Source organism: Aquitalea aquatica (assembly GCF_013911085.1).
Taxonomy (GTDB): Bacteria; Pseudomonadota; Gammaproteobacteria; order Burkholderiales; family Chromobacteriaceae; genus Aquitalea; species Aquitalea aquatica.
Genome location: NZ_JACERN010000024.1, coordinates 127,405 through 141,740, shown reverse-complemented (window position 1 = coordinate 141,740; position 14,336 = coordinate 127,405). Strand labels below are relative to the sequence as shown.

The window sequence follows — 14,336 nt, the reverse complement described above, 5'->3', positions numbered from 1 at the left end:
CCAATGTGCTTTCATCTACAAAAAACCGTACAAACCACCCGCCGTAGGCTAAGCGCCCCACCATCTGCAGACTGAACCAGCATGCTCTGCTGCCATGCAGCATGAAAAGACGTTGCTGCCATGAATTTGTTAGCGCTAACATCCCGCACTCACCGCTTCGGCGGCTTTCTTTCACTGCAATATGTTAGCGCTAACATGAATATTCCCAATATTGTGGTCATGGGGGTAGCAGGCTGCGGCAAAAGCAGCCTGGGCCTGGCCCTGGCCAATGCACTCAACGCCAGCTACATCGAAGGCGACAGCTATCACCCGGCTGAGAATATTGCACGCATGGCAGCCGGCATTCCGCTGACCGATGCCGACCGTGCGAGCTGGCTGGAGCTGCTGGCACAACGGTTGGCCACAGGTGTGGCCCAGGGCCAACCCATGGTGTTGGCCTGCTCGGCACTCAAGCGTCGCTACCGCGACACCTTGCGCCGTGGCGATGCGAATTTGCTGTTCGTTCATCTTGCCGGCAGCAAAGCGCTGATTGCCGAGCGCATGGCTGCACGCAGCGCCCATTTCATGCCCGGCACTCTGCTGGACAGCCAGTTCCACGATCTGGAAGAGCCGGCTGCCGATGAAAGCTGCATCCGCTGCGATGTCAGCCAGCCAGTAGACAGCCTGTTGCAGCAGCTGCTGCCACAGCTGGTTCAAGACAAATAACAACACATCCTTAACAAGGAGAATTCAGGTGACAACACTCCACTCCACGACCATGCCGCAACGGCGCTGGCGCATTGGTGGCCTGCTGGGCATTGGCGTACTGGTCAATTATTTCGACCGCATCAGCCTGTCGGTGGCCGCCCCGCAGCTGCAACAGGAATTTCATCTGTCCAACAGCGATCTGGGCCTGTTGTTCAGTGCCTTTTTCTGGACTTATGCGCTACTGCAGATTCCAACAGGCATGATTCTGGATCGCTTCGGTGTTACCCGGGTGGGACGCTGGGGAGCATTGCTGTGGGGAGTGGCCTCTACGCTGACCGCCTGTGCCGGCGGCTTTGGCGGTATTTTCCTGGCACGCGCCCTGCTGGGTGTGGCGGAAGCACCAGGCTTTCCGGTCAGCGCCAAGGCCACCGGCTATTGGTTCCCGCGTCGCGAACGGGCCATGGCAACGGCGATTTTTGATGCTGCCGCCAAGTTTTCCAATGTAATCGGCGTGCCGCTGGTGGCGCTCACCGTGGTCCATCTGGGCTGGCGCTGGGGCTTTGGCCTCACGGCCCTGCTCAGCGTGGCCTACTTCGTCGCCTTCACCCTGATCTATCGTGATCCAAGCCAGGACAGCAAGCTGTCGGCAGAGGAATACCGCCATATCGTGGACGGCGGAGCCACGCCCGAGGGCGTGGGCCAGAGCGGATCGCTGGCCATGCTGGCTTACCTGTTGCGGCAGCGCAAGGTGTGGGGGCTGTCCATCGGTTTCGCTGCGTATGGCTATGTGTTCTACCTGTTTCTGACCTGGCTGCCCGGCTATCTGGTGCAGACCATGCATATGAGTATTCTGAAATCAGCCAGCTATGCCGCCATCCCGTGGATATTCGCCACCCTGTCCGACCTGCTGGTAGGCGGCTGGCTGATCGACCACCTGATTGCCCGTGGTCACGATGAAACGCTTGTGCGCAAAGGCGTGCTGCTGAGCGGCATGCTGCTGGGACTGGCAGTTTTCGGTGCGACCACCACCAGCGACCCGGTCATCGCCATCATCTGGATCACCATCGCGCTCAGCGGGCTGGCGGCTGCTGCACCGGTGGGATGGTCGCTGCCCTCGCTGATTGCACCGCATGGCGGCACCGGCACGGTGGGCGGCATCATGAACTTCGCCAACAACATGATGGGCGCGGTAGCCCCCATCGTCACCGGCTATATCGTGGGCAGCACCCACTCCTTTACCAATGCTTTCCTGGTGGCCGGGGTGATGCTGATTATTGGCATGCTGGCCTTTGTCTTCCTGCTGGGACGGATCGAAGCCATTGCAGAACCGCCAGTAGCGCCCGCTCGTCGCTGATGAAGCAAGCGCAACACCAATGACAAGGCCCGCGGTAAGCGGGCCTTGTCACAGCTGAGCCATTGGTCAGTCCAGCGGCTGCAACAGCTTTATCTCAACCGGCGCGGCCAGCTTGTCCGCCACCCACTCGCGATAAGCCAGATAGTGTGCCGCCGCCCGGTGTGCCTCGACTGCCGCCATATCCTGATAGGCCTCGAACACATGCAGCACATGGGGCTGATCAGTCGCCTGCAATACCTGGTATTGCAGGCAGCCGGGCTCCTGCCGACTGGCTTGCTGCATGTCACGCATGGCCGCGCACACTGCGGCAGTGGTTTCTGGTTGGCATTGCAGGGTGGCAAAGATGAATACACTCATGACGATTCCTTGTGCTGACTGCGGCCACGGGCCGGAACAGACCTATCTTACGCCGACACAGCACCGGTCGGGCATCACGGCCAGGAATGCGTGCGCAATGCCTCCAGTAATAGTTCGGCCAGCCTCGCGGTTGAAGCCGGGTTCTGCCCGCTGAGAACACGCTGGTCGACCAACGCACATGGCTCCCATGGTTCCACCGCCTTGTGGTAGCTGGCACCACGCTTGACCAGTTCACTTTCTGGCAGAAAGGGTAGCTGCCCCGCCAACCCGGAAAGCCGCTCCTCGGTATTGGAAAAACAGCTCATCTGCTTGCCTTCGACCAGCAGGCTGCCATCGTCCAGACGGATATTCAGCAAGCCAGCCACACCGTGACACACCGCGCTGACCACCCCACCTTGCTGGTAGATCTGCCGGCCAATGGCTTGCAGCGCGGTATTGTCCGGAAAATCCCACACCGCACCGTGACCGCCGGCGTAATAGATGGCGGCATAGTCTTGCGGATTCACCGCAGCGGGTTTCAGCGTGCTGCCCAGCCGGTTCATGAAGCTCTTGTTCTGATACCACTCCCAATCCAGCTCGTCGGCCAGGGCCAGGCTGAGCGGATCAATCGGCGTATAACCACCACGCGGACTGACAATGTCCACTTCATAGCGCGCCGCTTCTACCCGACTGACAAAATGGACGGCTTCCCCCAGCCATAGCCCACAGGCCCTGGCTGTTTGCGGATATTTTTCAAAGCTGGTCACCACCATCAGTATTTTTTTCATGCCCGGACCCTTTATCGGCTTGCCAGCTGCCCTGCACACCGGTATTGACTTCGCAATCGATTTAAACTGTAGTAAATAAAATACCCAATGCAGGCAATGTAGAAGATCGGGCAGAGCAGAACAAGTACACAAACTCCGCCACCCTTGCCTATTCCTACGCGTTTTGCCACTGAACAGCAGCCACTACCGGCGACGGCAGTTCCCGGCAGGCACCGCACGCAAAGCCATGTCGCGGACGAGCGAGCCGGGTAGCCATAAGGTGCCGTACAGCGCCGCTATCGTGCTGGCCGTGAGAGAAGGGGAATGATGATGACTGCGAACAAGGCAATCGATCTGGCCAGCCGTATTTTGCAACTGGCAGCGCAGCCAGGCTGGCACCCCAGCCGGCTGGACGGTGTCAGCCTGCTACGCCAGGACAGCGACAGCCCCCCTACCCCGGTATTGCATGAGGCCAGCGTGGTCATCGTGGGCCAGGGCTGCCAGCGTGGCTATCTGGGCGAACAGGTGCTCAGTGTCGACCCCGCGCATTGCCTGGTGGTGGCCACCCCCATGCAGTTCGAATGCGATACCAGCCTGCGGCAAGGCGAGCACCTGCTGGCACTGGTGATACGCATCGATCCCAGCCTGCTAGATCAGCTACTGCGGCTGATGGACGACCCACCCCAGCCCAGAACCAGCGGCAAGCCACAAGGTATGCTGCTTTGCGCCATGACTGCAGAACTACAGGAGGCGGCGCTGCGTTTGCTGCACAGCCTGCAGCAGGAGCAGGAAAGCCGGGTTCTGGGGCCGGACATCGTGCGGGAAATCCTCTACCGCATCCTGCTGGCAGATGCCGGACAAACCCTACGGGCGCTGTTTGCCCGTCATGGACGGCTGCGCCAGATCCAACGCAGCATCGAGCACATTCACCGCCATTACGCCTTGCCGCTCAGCGTGGCCCTGCTGGCCGAACTGGCCGGCATGAGCAGCAGTGCTTTTCATGAAAGCTTCAAGGCCGTCACTGGCTATGCGCCCATCCAGTACCTGAAAAACACCCGCCTGCATCAGGCACGCCATTTATTGCTGCAAGATGGTCACAACATCAGCCAGGCGGCTTATGCCGTGGGTTATGCCAGCCCATCGCAGTTCAGCCGCGAATTCAAGCGCCTGTTCGGGCTGCCGCCACGCGAGGCAATCCAGCGCCTGGCCACGGCTGCGGGTAGCTAGGACGGCTGGCAAAGCCCGGGGGACGCTGGTATCGTTGGCAGGCACATTTGATGCACTGCACAAGCAGCACAAAACGGGAGAAACAGAAGATGAAACAACGCGAAATCGTGGTACTGAGTGCGGTGCGCTCTGCCATTGGTACCTTTGGCGGTGCGCTCAGCCACCTGGAGCCGGCCGAACTGGGTGGTCTGGTCATGAAGGAAGCCATTGCCCGCTCCGGCGTGGCGGCCGAGCGCATCCACCACGTTACCGTGGGCAACTGCATTCCCACCGAAGCGCGTTACGCCTACGTAGCCCGCCTGGCCTCGATTGCAGCCGGCCTGCCGATGGAATCGGTTGCCATGGCGGTAAACCGCCTGTGTGGTTCTGGCCTGCAAGCCGTGGTGTCCAGCGCCCAGGCCATCATGCTGGGCGACTGTGATTACGCCATTGGCGGCGGGGTCGAAGTCATGTCGCGCGCCGGTTATCTGCTGCCGCAACTGCGCAGCGGTGCGCGCATGGGCAATGCCACGGCAATCGACATGATGACCGCCGCACTGACCGACCCCTTCGGCGTCGGCCACATGGGCATCACCGCAGAAAACCTGGTCGACAAATGGCAGCTGACCCGCGAAGAACAGGATGCCTTCGCGCTGACCTCGCAGCAGCGTGCCGCTGCCGCCATCGCGGATGGCCGTTTCGCGTCTCAGATCGTCCCCATCGTCACCCAGACCCGCAAAGGCGAAGTGGTATTCGATACCGATGAACATCCGCGCGCCACCACGCTGGACGCACTGGCCAAGATGAAACCGGCCTTCAAGAAAGACGGCTCGGTCACCGCCGGCAATGCCTCAGGCATCAATGACGGTGCCGCCTTCCTGGTACTGGCTGCCGCAGATGCCGCCGCAGCCGCCGGCCACCAGCCGCTGGCCCGCATCGTGTCCTATGCCGTGTGTGGCGTACCCAACCACATCATGGGTGAAGGCCCGATTCCGGCCACCCAGGCAGCACTGCAGCGTGCCGGGCTGAGCCTGGACCAGATCGACGTGATCGAATCGAACGAAGCCTTTGCCGCACAGTCGCTGGCAGTGAGCAAGGCGCTGGGCCTGCACGCCGACAAGACCAACCCCAATGGCGGAGCCATCGCACTGGGCCATCCGGTGGGTGCCAGCGGCGGCGTGATCGCCACCAAGGCCCTGTACGAGCTGCAGCGCATCAAGGGCCGCTATGCCCTCGCCACCATGTGCATCGGCGGTGGCCAGGGTATTGCAGTCATTTTCGAACGACTGTAAATCCTCCCCTTTCGCCGCCTGCACACCGCCCGCTTGCCGGGCGGTTTTGCATTGCAGCTTCCTGCGCTGACGCAAATGCAATCAACATAAAGGCTTTCAATGCTGGATTACTGTATAAAATGACAGCAGATCAGCATCAACTGATCGGGTAGCCACGGCTGCCCTGCTTCCCGATTCCGACCGACACACTGGCCCTGCAGCCGGAAAGTTGCCATGGCGATGAAAATACCGGGCTTACTATTGCTGTTTGCACTGGGACTGGCGCAAGCAGCGCCGCCTCAGGCACTAAGCTGGGATGGCCCGCGTGACGGCCCTGGCCGCCAGGGTGGCGTGCACAAGGTGACTTTCATCGCACAGGATTTGCGCAATGGTGGCATCGCCGGCAGTTATCGCGGTTTTGCCAGTGCGGCCGGCTTGCTGGGCTGGCAAATAAAGGTGGTGGATGCGCAGGGCAGCAGCGCTTTGCTGCGCAAGGGTTTTGCCGAAGCCATGGCCTCGCACAGCGATGGCATCATTCTGGGTGGTTTTCAGGCCAGCGATCTGGCAGCCGAAATCGCCTCAGCACAGCGTGCACGCATCGTACTGGTAGGCTGGCATGCCGCCGCCCAACCCGGCGTAGTGCCGGGGCTGTTTTTCAATGTCAGCAGCGACCCGCTGGCCGTGGCGCGCCGCGCTGCCGAGCATGTGATCCAGGACAGCCACGGCAAGGCGGGGGTGGTGATTTTCAATGACGCGCGTTTTGACATTGCCAATGCCAAAACCCGCTTCATGCAACAGCTGATCCAGCACTGTAGCGGCTGCCAGATGCTGGAGGTACAAAACCTGCCACTCAATCATGCCGACCAGCGCATGGATGCCGTGGTGAAGGAGCTGAACCAGCGTCACGGACGACGCTGGACCCACACCCTGGCCATCAACGATGTTTATTTTGATGAGATGAACTACCCCTTGCTGCATGCTGGGCGGGCAGACATCCGCAATGTGTCGGCCGGCGATGGCTCCAGCAAAGCCATTCACCGCATCCGCGCCGGCTTGTCACAGCAACTGGCCACCGTGGCCGAACCGCTGGGTGCACAGGGCTGGCAACTGGCCGATGAAATGAACCGGGCCTTTGCCGGAGCCAAGCCCAGTGCTTATGTCAGCAAGCCCATCCTGGTCACCCGCGACTTGCTGCAACAGCTGGGTAATCAGGATATCGACGCAGCCCTGCCCTATCAGCAAGCTTACCGCGCCATCTGGCTTCGCCGCTGAATGGGCAGCAGGCAGCGGCGGCTCAGGCCAGCAGCTTGCGCTCGCTCTTGCCGTATTTCAGCGACTTTTCATCCGGCAGCATCAGGCCGGTGCCTTCGTCCCGTCCCTGCAGAATGAAACGAGCCTGAGCCTGTCCCAGCTGCTCGGCCGCCAGTTTGCTATCGGCACCAATCTCGCCTTTCTTCATGCGGTTCACAATTAGTCCCACCGAGGTATCGGCAAAATCGCGCAACATCCAGGCATCGCCATCACTGTCGCCTGCCACCAGGATGGGGCCATAGCCCTTTTTCGCCTGCAGCTGCTGGCGAATGCCCACGGTCTTGCCCGGGCCCCAGTTGAAATGCCAGCCCGGCAGATAGCGGTCGGTATATTTGCCATCGGCCATGTCCAGCCGCAGGCCGATGACGTTTTCCGCCGGCACCCCGTAGCCAAAATCTTCATGCCCGGCAAACACCCGTACCACATCGTCAATAGACGCGGTGCTGACATACACATCAATCCCGTTGGCACGCAAGGTATGCATCAGGCCACGGATTTCCTCGTGCACGCGAATGCCGTGAAAATGGGTATCCGCCACCACGCCGGCCTTGCCCGGCAGGCTGCGCGGGCTTTCGTAGCGCACCTTGCGCAGGCCATCGCCCAGTGCCGCCTTGTTGGAAGCCAAGGCCATGGCCTGTAATTCCACCGGGCTCATGTTTTTGTAGAAGTAGATGATCCACTTGTAGCCGATTTCCAGCGGGAAGCTGTCACAGATGGCGTCATACATGAAGTAAAGCTTGGCACGAAAATCCTTGAACTGGTCGCTGGCCTGGATCTCCTCCAGGCTGCGACTACCGGCCAGCCCTTGGTAATTGGCATGCAGCCAGCGGTAATCGGACTCGACATCCGCCGCAATATCCGCCATACGCACCGGCTTGCCATCTACCGTTTTGTAATCGGCCATGAAAGTTTCATCCGGCACATCGCGCCACAACACCCGGGCGAACTCATCCGGCGTCAGCTTGTATTGCAGATGGTTGATCTGGTACATCAGCAGCGCTTCTTCGCAATCGTTCATGATGCAGGTGTTGTCCCAATCGAACACCGCATACGGCTTGCGATCGGCACGGTAAGCTGCGCTGGCGCTGCCATGCTGACTCAGCAGCAATTGCAGCCGTTGTGCATTGCGCGGCGACCAGCGCGCAGCATCCAGCGGCACGGTGACTTTGCCGCTGGCGGCACGGGCGGTGGCAGAAGCCAGCAACAGGGGGCTGCTGGCGGATACGGCGGCAAGGGCGTGGATGAACTGGCGACGCTGCATGGTCTCTCCCGGGGTGGTATAGAGGTAGACGGGCAGGCAGTCTGCCCGTCAGCATGACCAGCATAATAAACACCCAATATTACAACTTTGCCACAAAAGTACACAAAATGCCCAAATGCGACGCCGCCTGCCAGCACGGCAAACGACTTGACAGTGCCCCGCACTCTCTCGCAATGTGCACTGCCTTTCTTCCACCGTCTGCCCGCAGGAGAAGCCCATGTGGCAACAGGAGCGTTACCAGCGCATACGCGCCTTGCTGTCCGCGCAACAACGCCTGAGCACCGAGCAACTGGTCAGTGCATTGCAGGTATCGCGGGAAACGGTGCGGCGTGATGTGGCGGCACTGGAAGCCATGGGCGAGCTGCGCCGCACCCACGGCGGCGTGATTGCCCGCGGCGGCGAGGAAGCGCCGATTGCCGAGCGCGCCCAGCAGCAAGTGCCGGACAAGCAGGCCATTGCCCGCGCCGCCTGCAGCCGGCTGCGCCAGGGGCAGACACTGTTCATCGACGCCGGTACCACCACCGCCCTGCTCGCACGCGAACTGTCCACACTCAGCGGCCTGACCATCATCACCAATGCCTTCGACGTGGCACTGGCCCTGCGCCAGCCAGCTCTGGGTGGCGGCCATCAGGTCATCATGCTGGGCGGTGAACTAGGCGAACGCGCCCCGGCCACGGTGGGGGGCAGCACAGTAGCGGAAATCGGTCGCTACCACGCCGACATCGCTCTGCTGTCGCCAGTCGGCATCAGTGCGGCCATGGGGGCCAGCAATTACGACCCGCGCGAAGCAGAAGTAGCCCGCGCCATGTGCGCCCAGGCCGATCAGGTATACATGCTGGCCGACTTCAGCAAGCTGGGCATCAGCAGCCGCATCAGCACCTGCGCGGCCAGCGATATCGACTTGCTGATCAGCAACCGCAAGGCAGCCGGCATGCCGGCCTGCCTGGAACTGGCGGCACTGACCGGAGAAGTCTGGTTGGTGTGATCGCGCCGGCCCCGCTGAGATCAAGATGGCATATGCAAACAAGAAAACATTATTTTTGTTATATTAAAAACAGAAATATCCTGTTTTAAGTTATATAAATCAGGATAGCATCATGGCCAGTTTCTTCCTCCGTTCAGCGAGCACGCCGCCGCACACCACTCTGTCGCTGTCTCGCAAGGAGGCCGTGGCATGAACTTCCAGCAACTGCGCATCATCCGTGAAACCGTGCGGCAGAATTTCAACCTGACCGAAGTGGCCAATGCGCTGTACACCTCGCAATCCGGGGTCAGCAAACACATCAAGGACCTGGAAGACGAACTGGGCGTGGAGCTGTTCGTGCGCAAGGGCAAACGTTTTCTCGGCCTGACCGATCCGGGCAAGGAATTGCTCATCATCGTCGAACGCATGCTGCTGGACGCCGGCAACATCAAGCGCTTGGCAGAACAATTCAGCCAGCGCGACGAAGGCCAGCTCACCATCGCCACCACCCATACCCAGGCACGCTATGCGCTGCCGCAAGTGGTCACCGCCTTCAAGAAGGCCTTCCCCAAGGTGCACCTGGTGCTGCATCAGGCCAGCCCGGAAGAGCTGGTACGCCTGCTGCAATCGGGTGACGCCGACATCGGCATCGCCACCGAGGCCGTGGCCGAAGTGCCGGAACTGGTGTCCTTTCCCTACTACGGCTGGTATCACAGCGTGATTGCCCCACCCCACCACCCCTTGCACCAGCAGACGCTGTCGCTGGACACGCTGGCCGAATACCCCATCGTCACCTACCACCAGGGCTTTACCGGCCGCGCCCAGATCGACCGTGCCTTTGCCCGCGCCGGGCTGGTACCGGACATCGTGATGTCGGCACTGGATGCCGACGTGATCAAGACCTATGTCGAGCTGGAGCTGGCGGTGGGCATCGTCGCTTCGATGGCGGTGGACCCGCTGCGCGACCAGGCAGTCAAAGTGGTGGCCGGCGAACCGCTGTTCGGCCAGCAGACCACCCGCATCGCCATCCGCCGTGGCCACTACCTGCGCAGCTATGCCTACCGCTTTATCGAGTTGTGCTCGGCCGCACTGGATGAAAGCACGGTGCGCAGTGCACTCAGCCCGGCCATGCAGGACTAGGGCCGGTCACCCCTCTCCACGACGGCACCGGCCCGCCAGGCTTGCCCAGCCACGCAACGTGCGCTGCCGCAGGCCATTACAGGAATTGATGTTTCTTGCCGCAAGTTGACAGCCCGCCGGAGTATTCTGCCGCCCAGAGCTGCCGGATACCCGGTGGCAGTACCGGCAAGGAGTTCCTGTTTCATGCGCCAGTTGATTGTCCGCCTGCTATCCCGTCGTCAGGCTCCAGCCGAACTGGACCGCGCCAGCGAAAGCCGCCTGTGTGCACAGTTTCTGCCCGTACTGCAGGCCCAGTGCCGCCAGCGGCTGGACGCATGGCAAGGCAATCCGGCAAACATGCTGTCATCCCGCAACGAAGACAGCATGAATCTTTACGAACGCGCTTGCCTGTATCTGGAGTTTGGCCAATGGCAGAAGGCGCTGAACCTGCTGGAAGCCGCAGCCCAGCGCTTGCATGCCCATTCACCCAGCGCCGCCGCCGGCCTGCAGCGGCTAACTGGCGATATGCGCGCAGCTGACCGGGCCGCACGGGAACTTCTCATGTGATCAACGAGTCTGCCGTCCTGACTTGACCTGTACTATCGGACAGGTAACATCCACACCCTCCCAACTCCTGAAATCGCAATGTCGCCCAGTGCGGCTTGCTGCTAGCCGAATCACATGCTTTCACACATCCGCCTGACCACCGCACTTGCCCTTGGCAGCGTGCTGTCCTGTAGCCTGCCCACCCAGGCGCACGCCGACTCGCTGTGGGACAGCGCCCGCAACGAAGTACAGCATATCTGGGATAACGGCACGCTGGATGCCTACCTGCCGCTGAACACCTACCACATGCGCTGGGCCTATACCCAGGAGAAAATTGCCGAGTTCAACGAAAACCCCTGGGGCTTTGGTTTGGGTCGCAGCCTGCGCGACGACAAGGACAACTGGCATGCGCTGTATGCCATGGCCTTTCTGGACTCACACAAAAAAGTAGAGCCCATCGTCGGCTACGCCTATACCCACCCCTTTGCCCGTGCCGGAGAATGGCGTGCCGAAATCGGCTATACCGCCTTCATCACCTCGCGCACCGATACCCTGCACTCCTTCCCCTTCCCCGGCGTACTGCCTCTGGTTGGCATCAGCTATGGCAAGTTCACCATCAACAGTACCTACATCCCCGGCGGCAAGGGCAATGGCAATGTGCTGTTTACCTTCGCGCATTACAACTTCTGAGCAAGCAATACTCCGCACTGGCTGCCTGCCCATGACAGGCAGCACTCCGCTGCGAACATCACAAGCAATTCAAAAGCCCAGTAGAACGAGGCATTCACGCCACCTTGCCTTGCCCAAACCATGTTAAAAGCATAGTCTCTTTAGCTTTCAATAGTTTATCGGCATCACGCCCAGCCACGTGATGAAGCGCCATGGACTTTTCCGCTCTGCTCGCCAGCTTCGCCGCCGCCTTTTCCCAGCACCAGCGCCTGCTTACCCTGCAGCTGGATGGCGGGCAGATCGCCACCGAGCAGCTGCTGCCCCACACCCTGGACGGCAGCGAGGGCGTGTCGGAAGCCTATCGCTATCAGCTGAGCTGTCTGTCGCCGGATGGCAATATCGAACTCAAATCGCTGCTGGGCGTCGCCGCCCGCCTTGGCGTGCTGGATGCCGATGGCAACGAGGTAGTGCGCTGTGGCGTGGTGTCGCGCGCCGAGCTGTTGGGTTCTGATGGCGGCTTTGCCAAGTACGGCCTGACCATCGAGCCGCCGTTTGCCCTGCTGCGGCTGCGCCGCACTTCGCGGGTGTTTCAGGACCTGTCCGTCCCCGACATCGTCAAGCAGATCCTGGCCGAGCATCAGGCCAATAATCCGGTGTTCGCCCAGGTGCAGACGCTGGAATTCCACACCGCCACGGCCAGCCCGCGCAGTTACTGTCTGCAGTATCGCGAGAGCGATTTCGATTTCATCGTGCACCTGCTGCACGAAGAGGGTTATGCATGGAGATTTGAACATATCGATGGCGAACATCCGCAGGTCAAGCTGGTGGTGTTCGACGATGCCTTCAGCCTGCCGCCGGCCGCCAGCGAACGGGTGCGCTTTCACCGTAGCGATGCCACCGAGGAAGAGGACGGCCTCACCGATTGGTCGGCCGCGCGGCAGGTAGTGTCCGGTACTGTGGCGCTGGCCAGCTTTGATTACCAGCCGGTGTCCACCCAGCACACCGGCGACCAGACCCGCATCCAGCAAGGCCGCAGTGGCGATGCTTTGCAATCCACCCTGCAGGATTACGACCCGCAGTCGCTGTACTACGCCAGCGATGCCGAGCAGCTGAGCCAGTACGCCCAGCTGCGTCAGCAGGCGCACGATGTGCAGGCCAAGCAGTTCTCTGGTAGCGGCAGTGTGCGCAGCCTGCTCGCTGGCCAATGGTTCCGGCTGGATGAACACCCGGCACACGAAGGCGACAGCAGCGAACAGCGTGAATTTGTCGTCACCGGCCAAACCTTCCGTGCCAACAACAATCTGCCGGGCGATCTGGCCAGCAGCCTGCGTAATTTATTGGCAAACGGTGCTGACTCCACAACAACTGATAGCCAGAACAGCAGCCCCTTCCAGACCCAGATCACCGCCCAGCGTCGTGGTATTCCGCTGACGCCGGCTTATGCCCACAGCACGCAGGCCAAGCCGACATCTAAAGGTGTACAGACCGCCACTGTAGTTGGCCCGGCCGGCGAGGAAGTCCACACCGACGAACTGGGCCGCATCAAGGTGCAGTTCCACTGGCAACGGCCGGACGAACACCCCAGCATCGGTGCCAATCTGGACGATAAATCCTCCTGCTGGCTGCGTGTGGCCATGCCCAGCGCTGGCGCGGGCTGGGGCCACCAGTTCATCCCGCGCATCGGCCAGGAAGTGCTGGTCGACTTCATCGAAGGCGATATCGACCGCCCGGTCATCGTCGGTGTGCTCTATAACGGCAGCCACGCCACTCCGGCTTTCAGCGGCGCGGGCGCACTACCGGCCAACAAGACCCTGTCCGGTATCAAATCCAAAGAGCACCAGGGCGGCCAATACAACGAACTGCTGTTCGACGACACCCCCGGCGAAGTACGGGCCAAGCTCAGTAGCGAACCCGGCAAGACCCAGCTCAACCAGGGCTACCTCACCCACCCGCGCAGCAATGGCAAAGCTCAAGCACGCGGCGACGGGTTCGAACTGCGCACCGACCAGCACGGCGCCATCCGCGCCGGCCACGGCCTGCTGATCAGTACCGAAGCGCAAAACGGCGCTGGTGGCAAACAACTGGCACGCGAGCATGCGCAAAGCCAGCTCGATGCTGCCCTCAGCCTCAGCCAGAGCCTGGCGGAAGTGGCCAGCGGACAACTGGCCGACACCATGGAAACCGGGCCGGATGGCATCAAGCCGGACAACAGCAAAGACGGCAAGAAAGACAGCGACCACCTGCAACACCACGCCGCCGCCGTGAAAGCCTGGGAAGCCGGCAGCAATACCGACAAGGACGGCAAGACAGCCAAAGACCAGGCCGGCCAGCAGCCGCTACTCATCCTGTCCGCCCCGGCCGGTATCGCCAGCCTCACCGAACAAAGCCAGACCCTCTCTGCCGGCAGCAACCTCAACCTCATCGCCCAGCGCGACGCTAACCACACCACAGGCCGCCGCTGGCTGCACAACGTCGGCCAGCACATCAGCCTGTTTGTGGCGGGAGTAAAAGACCAGATCGCGCTGAAACTGATTGCGGCGAAGGGCAAGGTGCAGGTGCAAGCGCAGAGCGATGCGATGGAGATCACCGCAGACAAAGATGTGACCATCACCTCCTGCAAGGAGAAGATTGTGGTCAATGCCAAGCAGGAAATATTACTGACGGCAGGTGGCGGCTATATCCGCATTGCTGGCGGCAATATCGAGGTGCATTGCCCGGGTACGGTAACGGTAAAAGGGGCAAGCCATGACTTGAGCGGGCCGGATAGCATGAATGTCCCACTACCCAACCTGCCAAAAGACAAATACACCCCACCCAATACCCATCCTTTCTCAGAATAAGCGGG

Annotated in this window: 13 protein-coding genes; 10 read left to right on the top strand and 3 right to left on the bottom strand. The window is 61.0% G+C overall.

Annotated features, from left to right (window positions below; translation table 11 throughout):
* Positions 1-195: 195 nt before the first annotated feature.
* Together H2Z84_RS09265 and H2Z84_RS09260 are read left to right on the top strand one after the other, a co-directional pair.
* Complete coding sequence (locus H2Z84_RS09265) at positions 196-705, top strand: gluconokinase (protein WP_181835739.1); 510 nt, start codon at positions 196-198, stop codon at positions 703-705.
* Between the two features lie 28 nt (positions 706-733).
* Complete coding sequence (locus tag H2Z84_RS09260) at positions 734-2,041, top strand: MFS transporter (protein WP_309545463.1); 1,308 nt, start codon at positions 734-736, stop codon at positions 2,039-2,041.
* 66 nt (positions 2,042-2,107) lie between these two features.
* Here the strand turns inward: H2Z84_RS09260 and H2Z84_RS09255 are convergent, their stop codons facing one another.
* Positions 2,108-2,398, bottom strand: coding sequence for a putative quinol monooxygenase (locus H2Z84_RS09255; protein WP_181835738.1), 291 nt, complete (start codon positions 2,396-2,398; stop codon positions 2,108-2,110).
* Positions 2,399-2,472: 74 nt separating this feature from the next.
* Entirely contained in the window at positions 2,473-3,165 is a 693-nt protein-coding gene (locus H2Z84_RS09250) for a type 1 glutamine amidotransferase domain-containing protein (RefSeq protein WP_181835737.1), read from the bottom strand.
* Positions 3,166-3,468: 303 nt separating this feature from the next.
* On the opposite strand from H2Z84_RS09250, the gene H2Z84_RS09245 reads away from it, so the two are divergent.
* From H2Z84_RS09245 to H2Z84_RS09235, 3 genes are all read left to right on the top strand, one after another.
* Positions 3,469-4,371, top strand: coding sequence for an AraC family transcriptional regulator (locus H2Z84_RS09245; RefSeq protein WP_181835736.1), 903 nt, complete (start codon positions 3,469-3,471; stop codon positions 4,369-4,371).
* Positions 4,372-4,460: 89 nt separating this feature from the next.
* On the top strand, positions 4,461-5,642 hold the full coding sequence (locus H2Z84_RS09240) for an acetyl-CoA C-acyltransferase family protein (protein WP_181835735.1): 1,182 nt from the start codon (positions 4,461-4,463) through the stop codon (positions 5,640-5,642).
* A 213-nt stretch (positions 5,643-5,855) separates the two neighbouring features.
* Entirely contained in the window at positions 5,856-6,893 is a 1,038-nt protein-coding gene (locus H2Z84_RS09235) for a substrate-binding domain-containing protein (RefSeq protein WP_181835734.1), read from the top strand.
* Between the two features lie 22 nt (positions 6,894-6,915).
* Here H2Z84_RS09235 and H2Z84_RS09230 read toward each other — a convergent pair whose 3' ends face one another.
* Positions 6,916-8,193, bottom strand: coding sequence for a haloacid dehalogenase-like hydrolase (locus tag H2Z84_RS09230; RefSeq protein WP_181835733.1), 1,278 nt, complete (start codon positions 8,191-8,193; stop codon positions 6,916-6,918).
* 217 nt (positions 8,194-8,410) lie between these two features.
* On the opposite strand from H2Z84_RS09230, the gene H2Z84_RS09225 reads away from it, so the two are divergent.
* From H2Z84_RS09225 to H2Z84_RS09205, 5 genes are all read left to right on the top strand, one after another.
* A complete protein-coding gene (locus tag H2Z84_RS09225; RefSeq protein WP_181835732.1) occupies positions 8,411-9,178 on the top strand; it encodes a DeoR/GlpR family DNA-binding transcription regulator in 768 nt (255 codons plus the stop codon).
* 189 nt (positions 9,179-9,367) lie between these two features.
* A complete protein-coding gene (locus tag H2Z84_RS09220) occupies positions 9,368-10,297 on the top strand; it encodes a CysB family HTH-type transcriptional regulator (protein WP_181835731.1) in 930 nt (309 codons plus the stop codon).
* Between the two features lie 183 nt (positions 10,298-10,480).
* Positions 10,481-10,843, top strand: a complete 363-nt coding sequence (locus H2Z84_RS09215; protein ID WP_181835730.1) for a hypothetical protein — start codon at positions 10,481-10,483, stop codon at positions 10,841-10,843.
* 114 nt (positions 10,844-10,957) lie between these two features.
* The gene (pagP, locus tag H2Z84_RS09210) at positions 10,958-11,512 is read left to right on the top strand and encodes a lipid IV(A) palmitoyltransferase PagP (protein WP_181835729.1); all 555 of its coding nucleotides are present in this window, start codon (positions 10,958-10,960) and stop codon (positions 11,510-11,512) included.
* Between the two features lie 191 nt (positions 11,513-11,703).
* Entirely contained in the window at positions 11,704-14,331 is a 2,628-nt protein-coding gene (locus H2Z84_RS09205) for a type VI secretion system Vgr family protein (RefSeq protein WP_181835728.1), read from the top strand.
* The last annotated feature ends 5 nt before the right edge of the window (positions 14,332-14,336 follow it).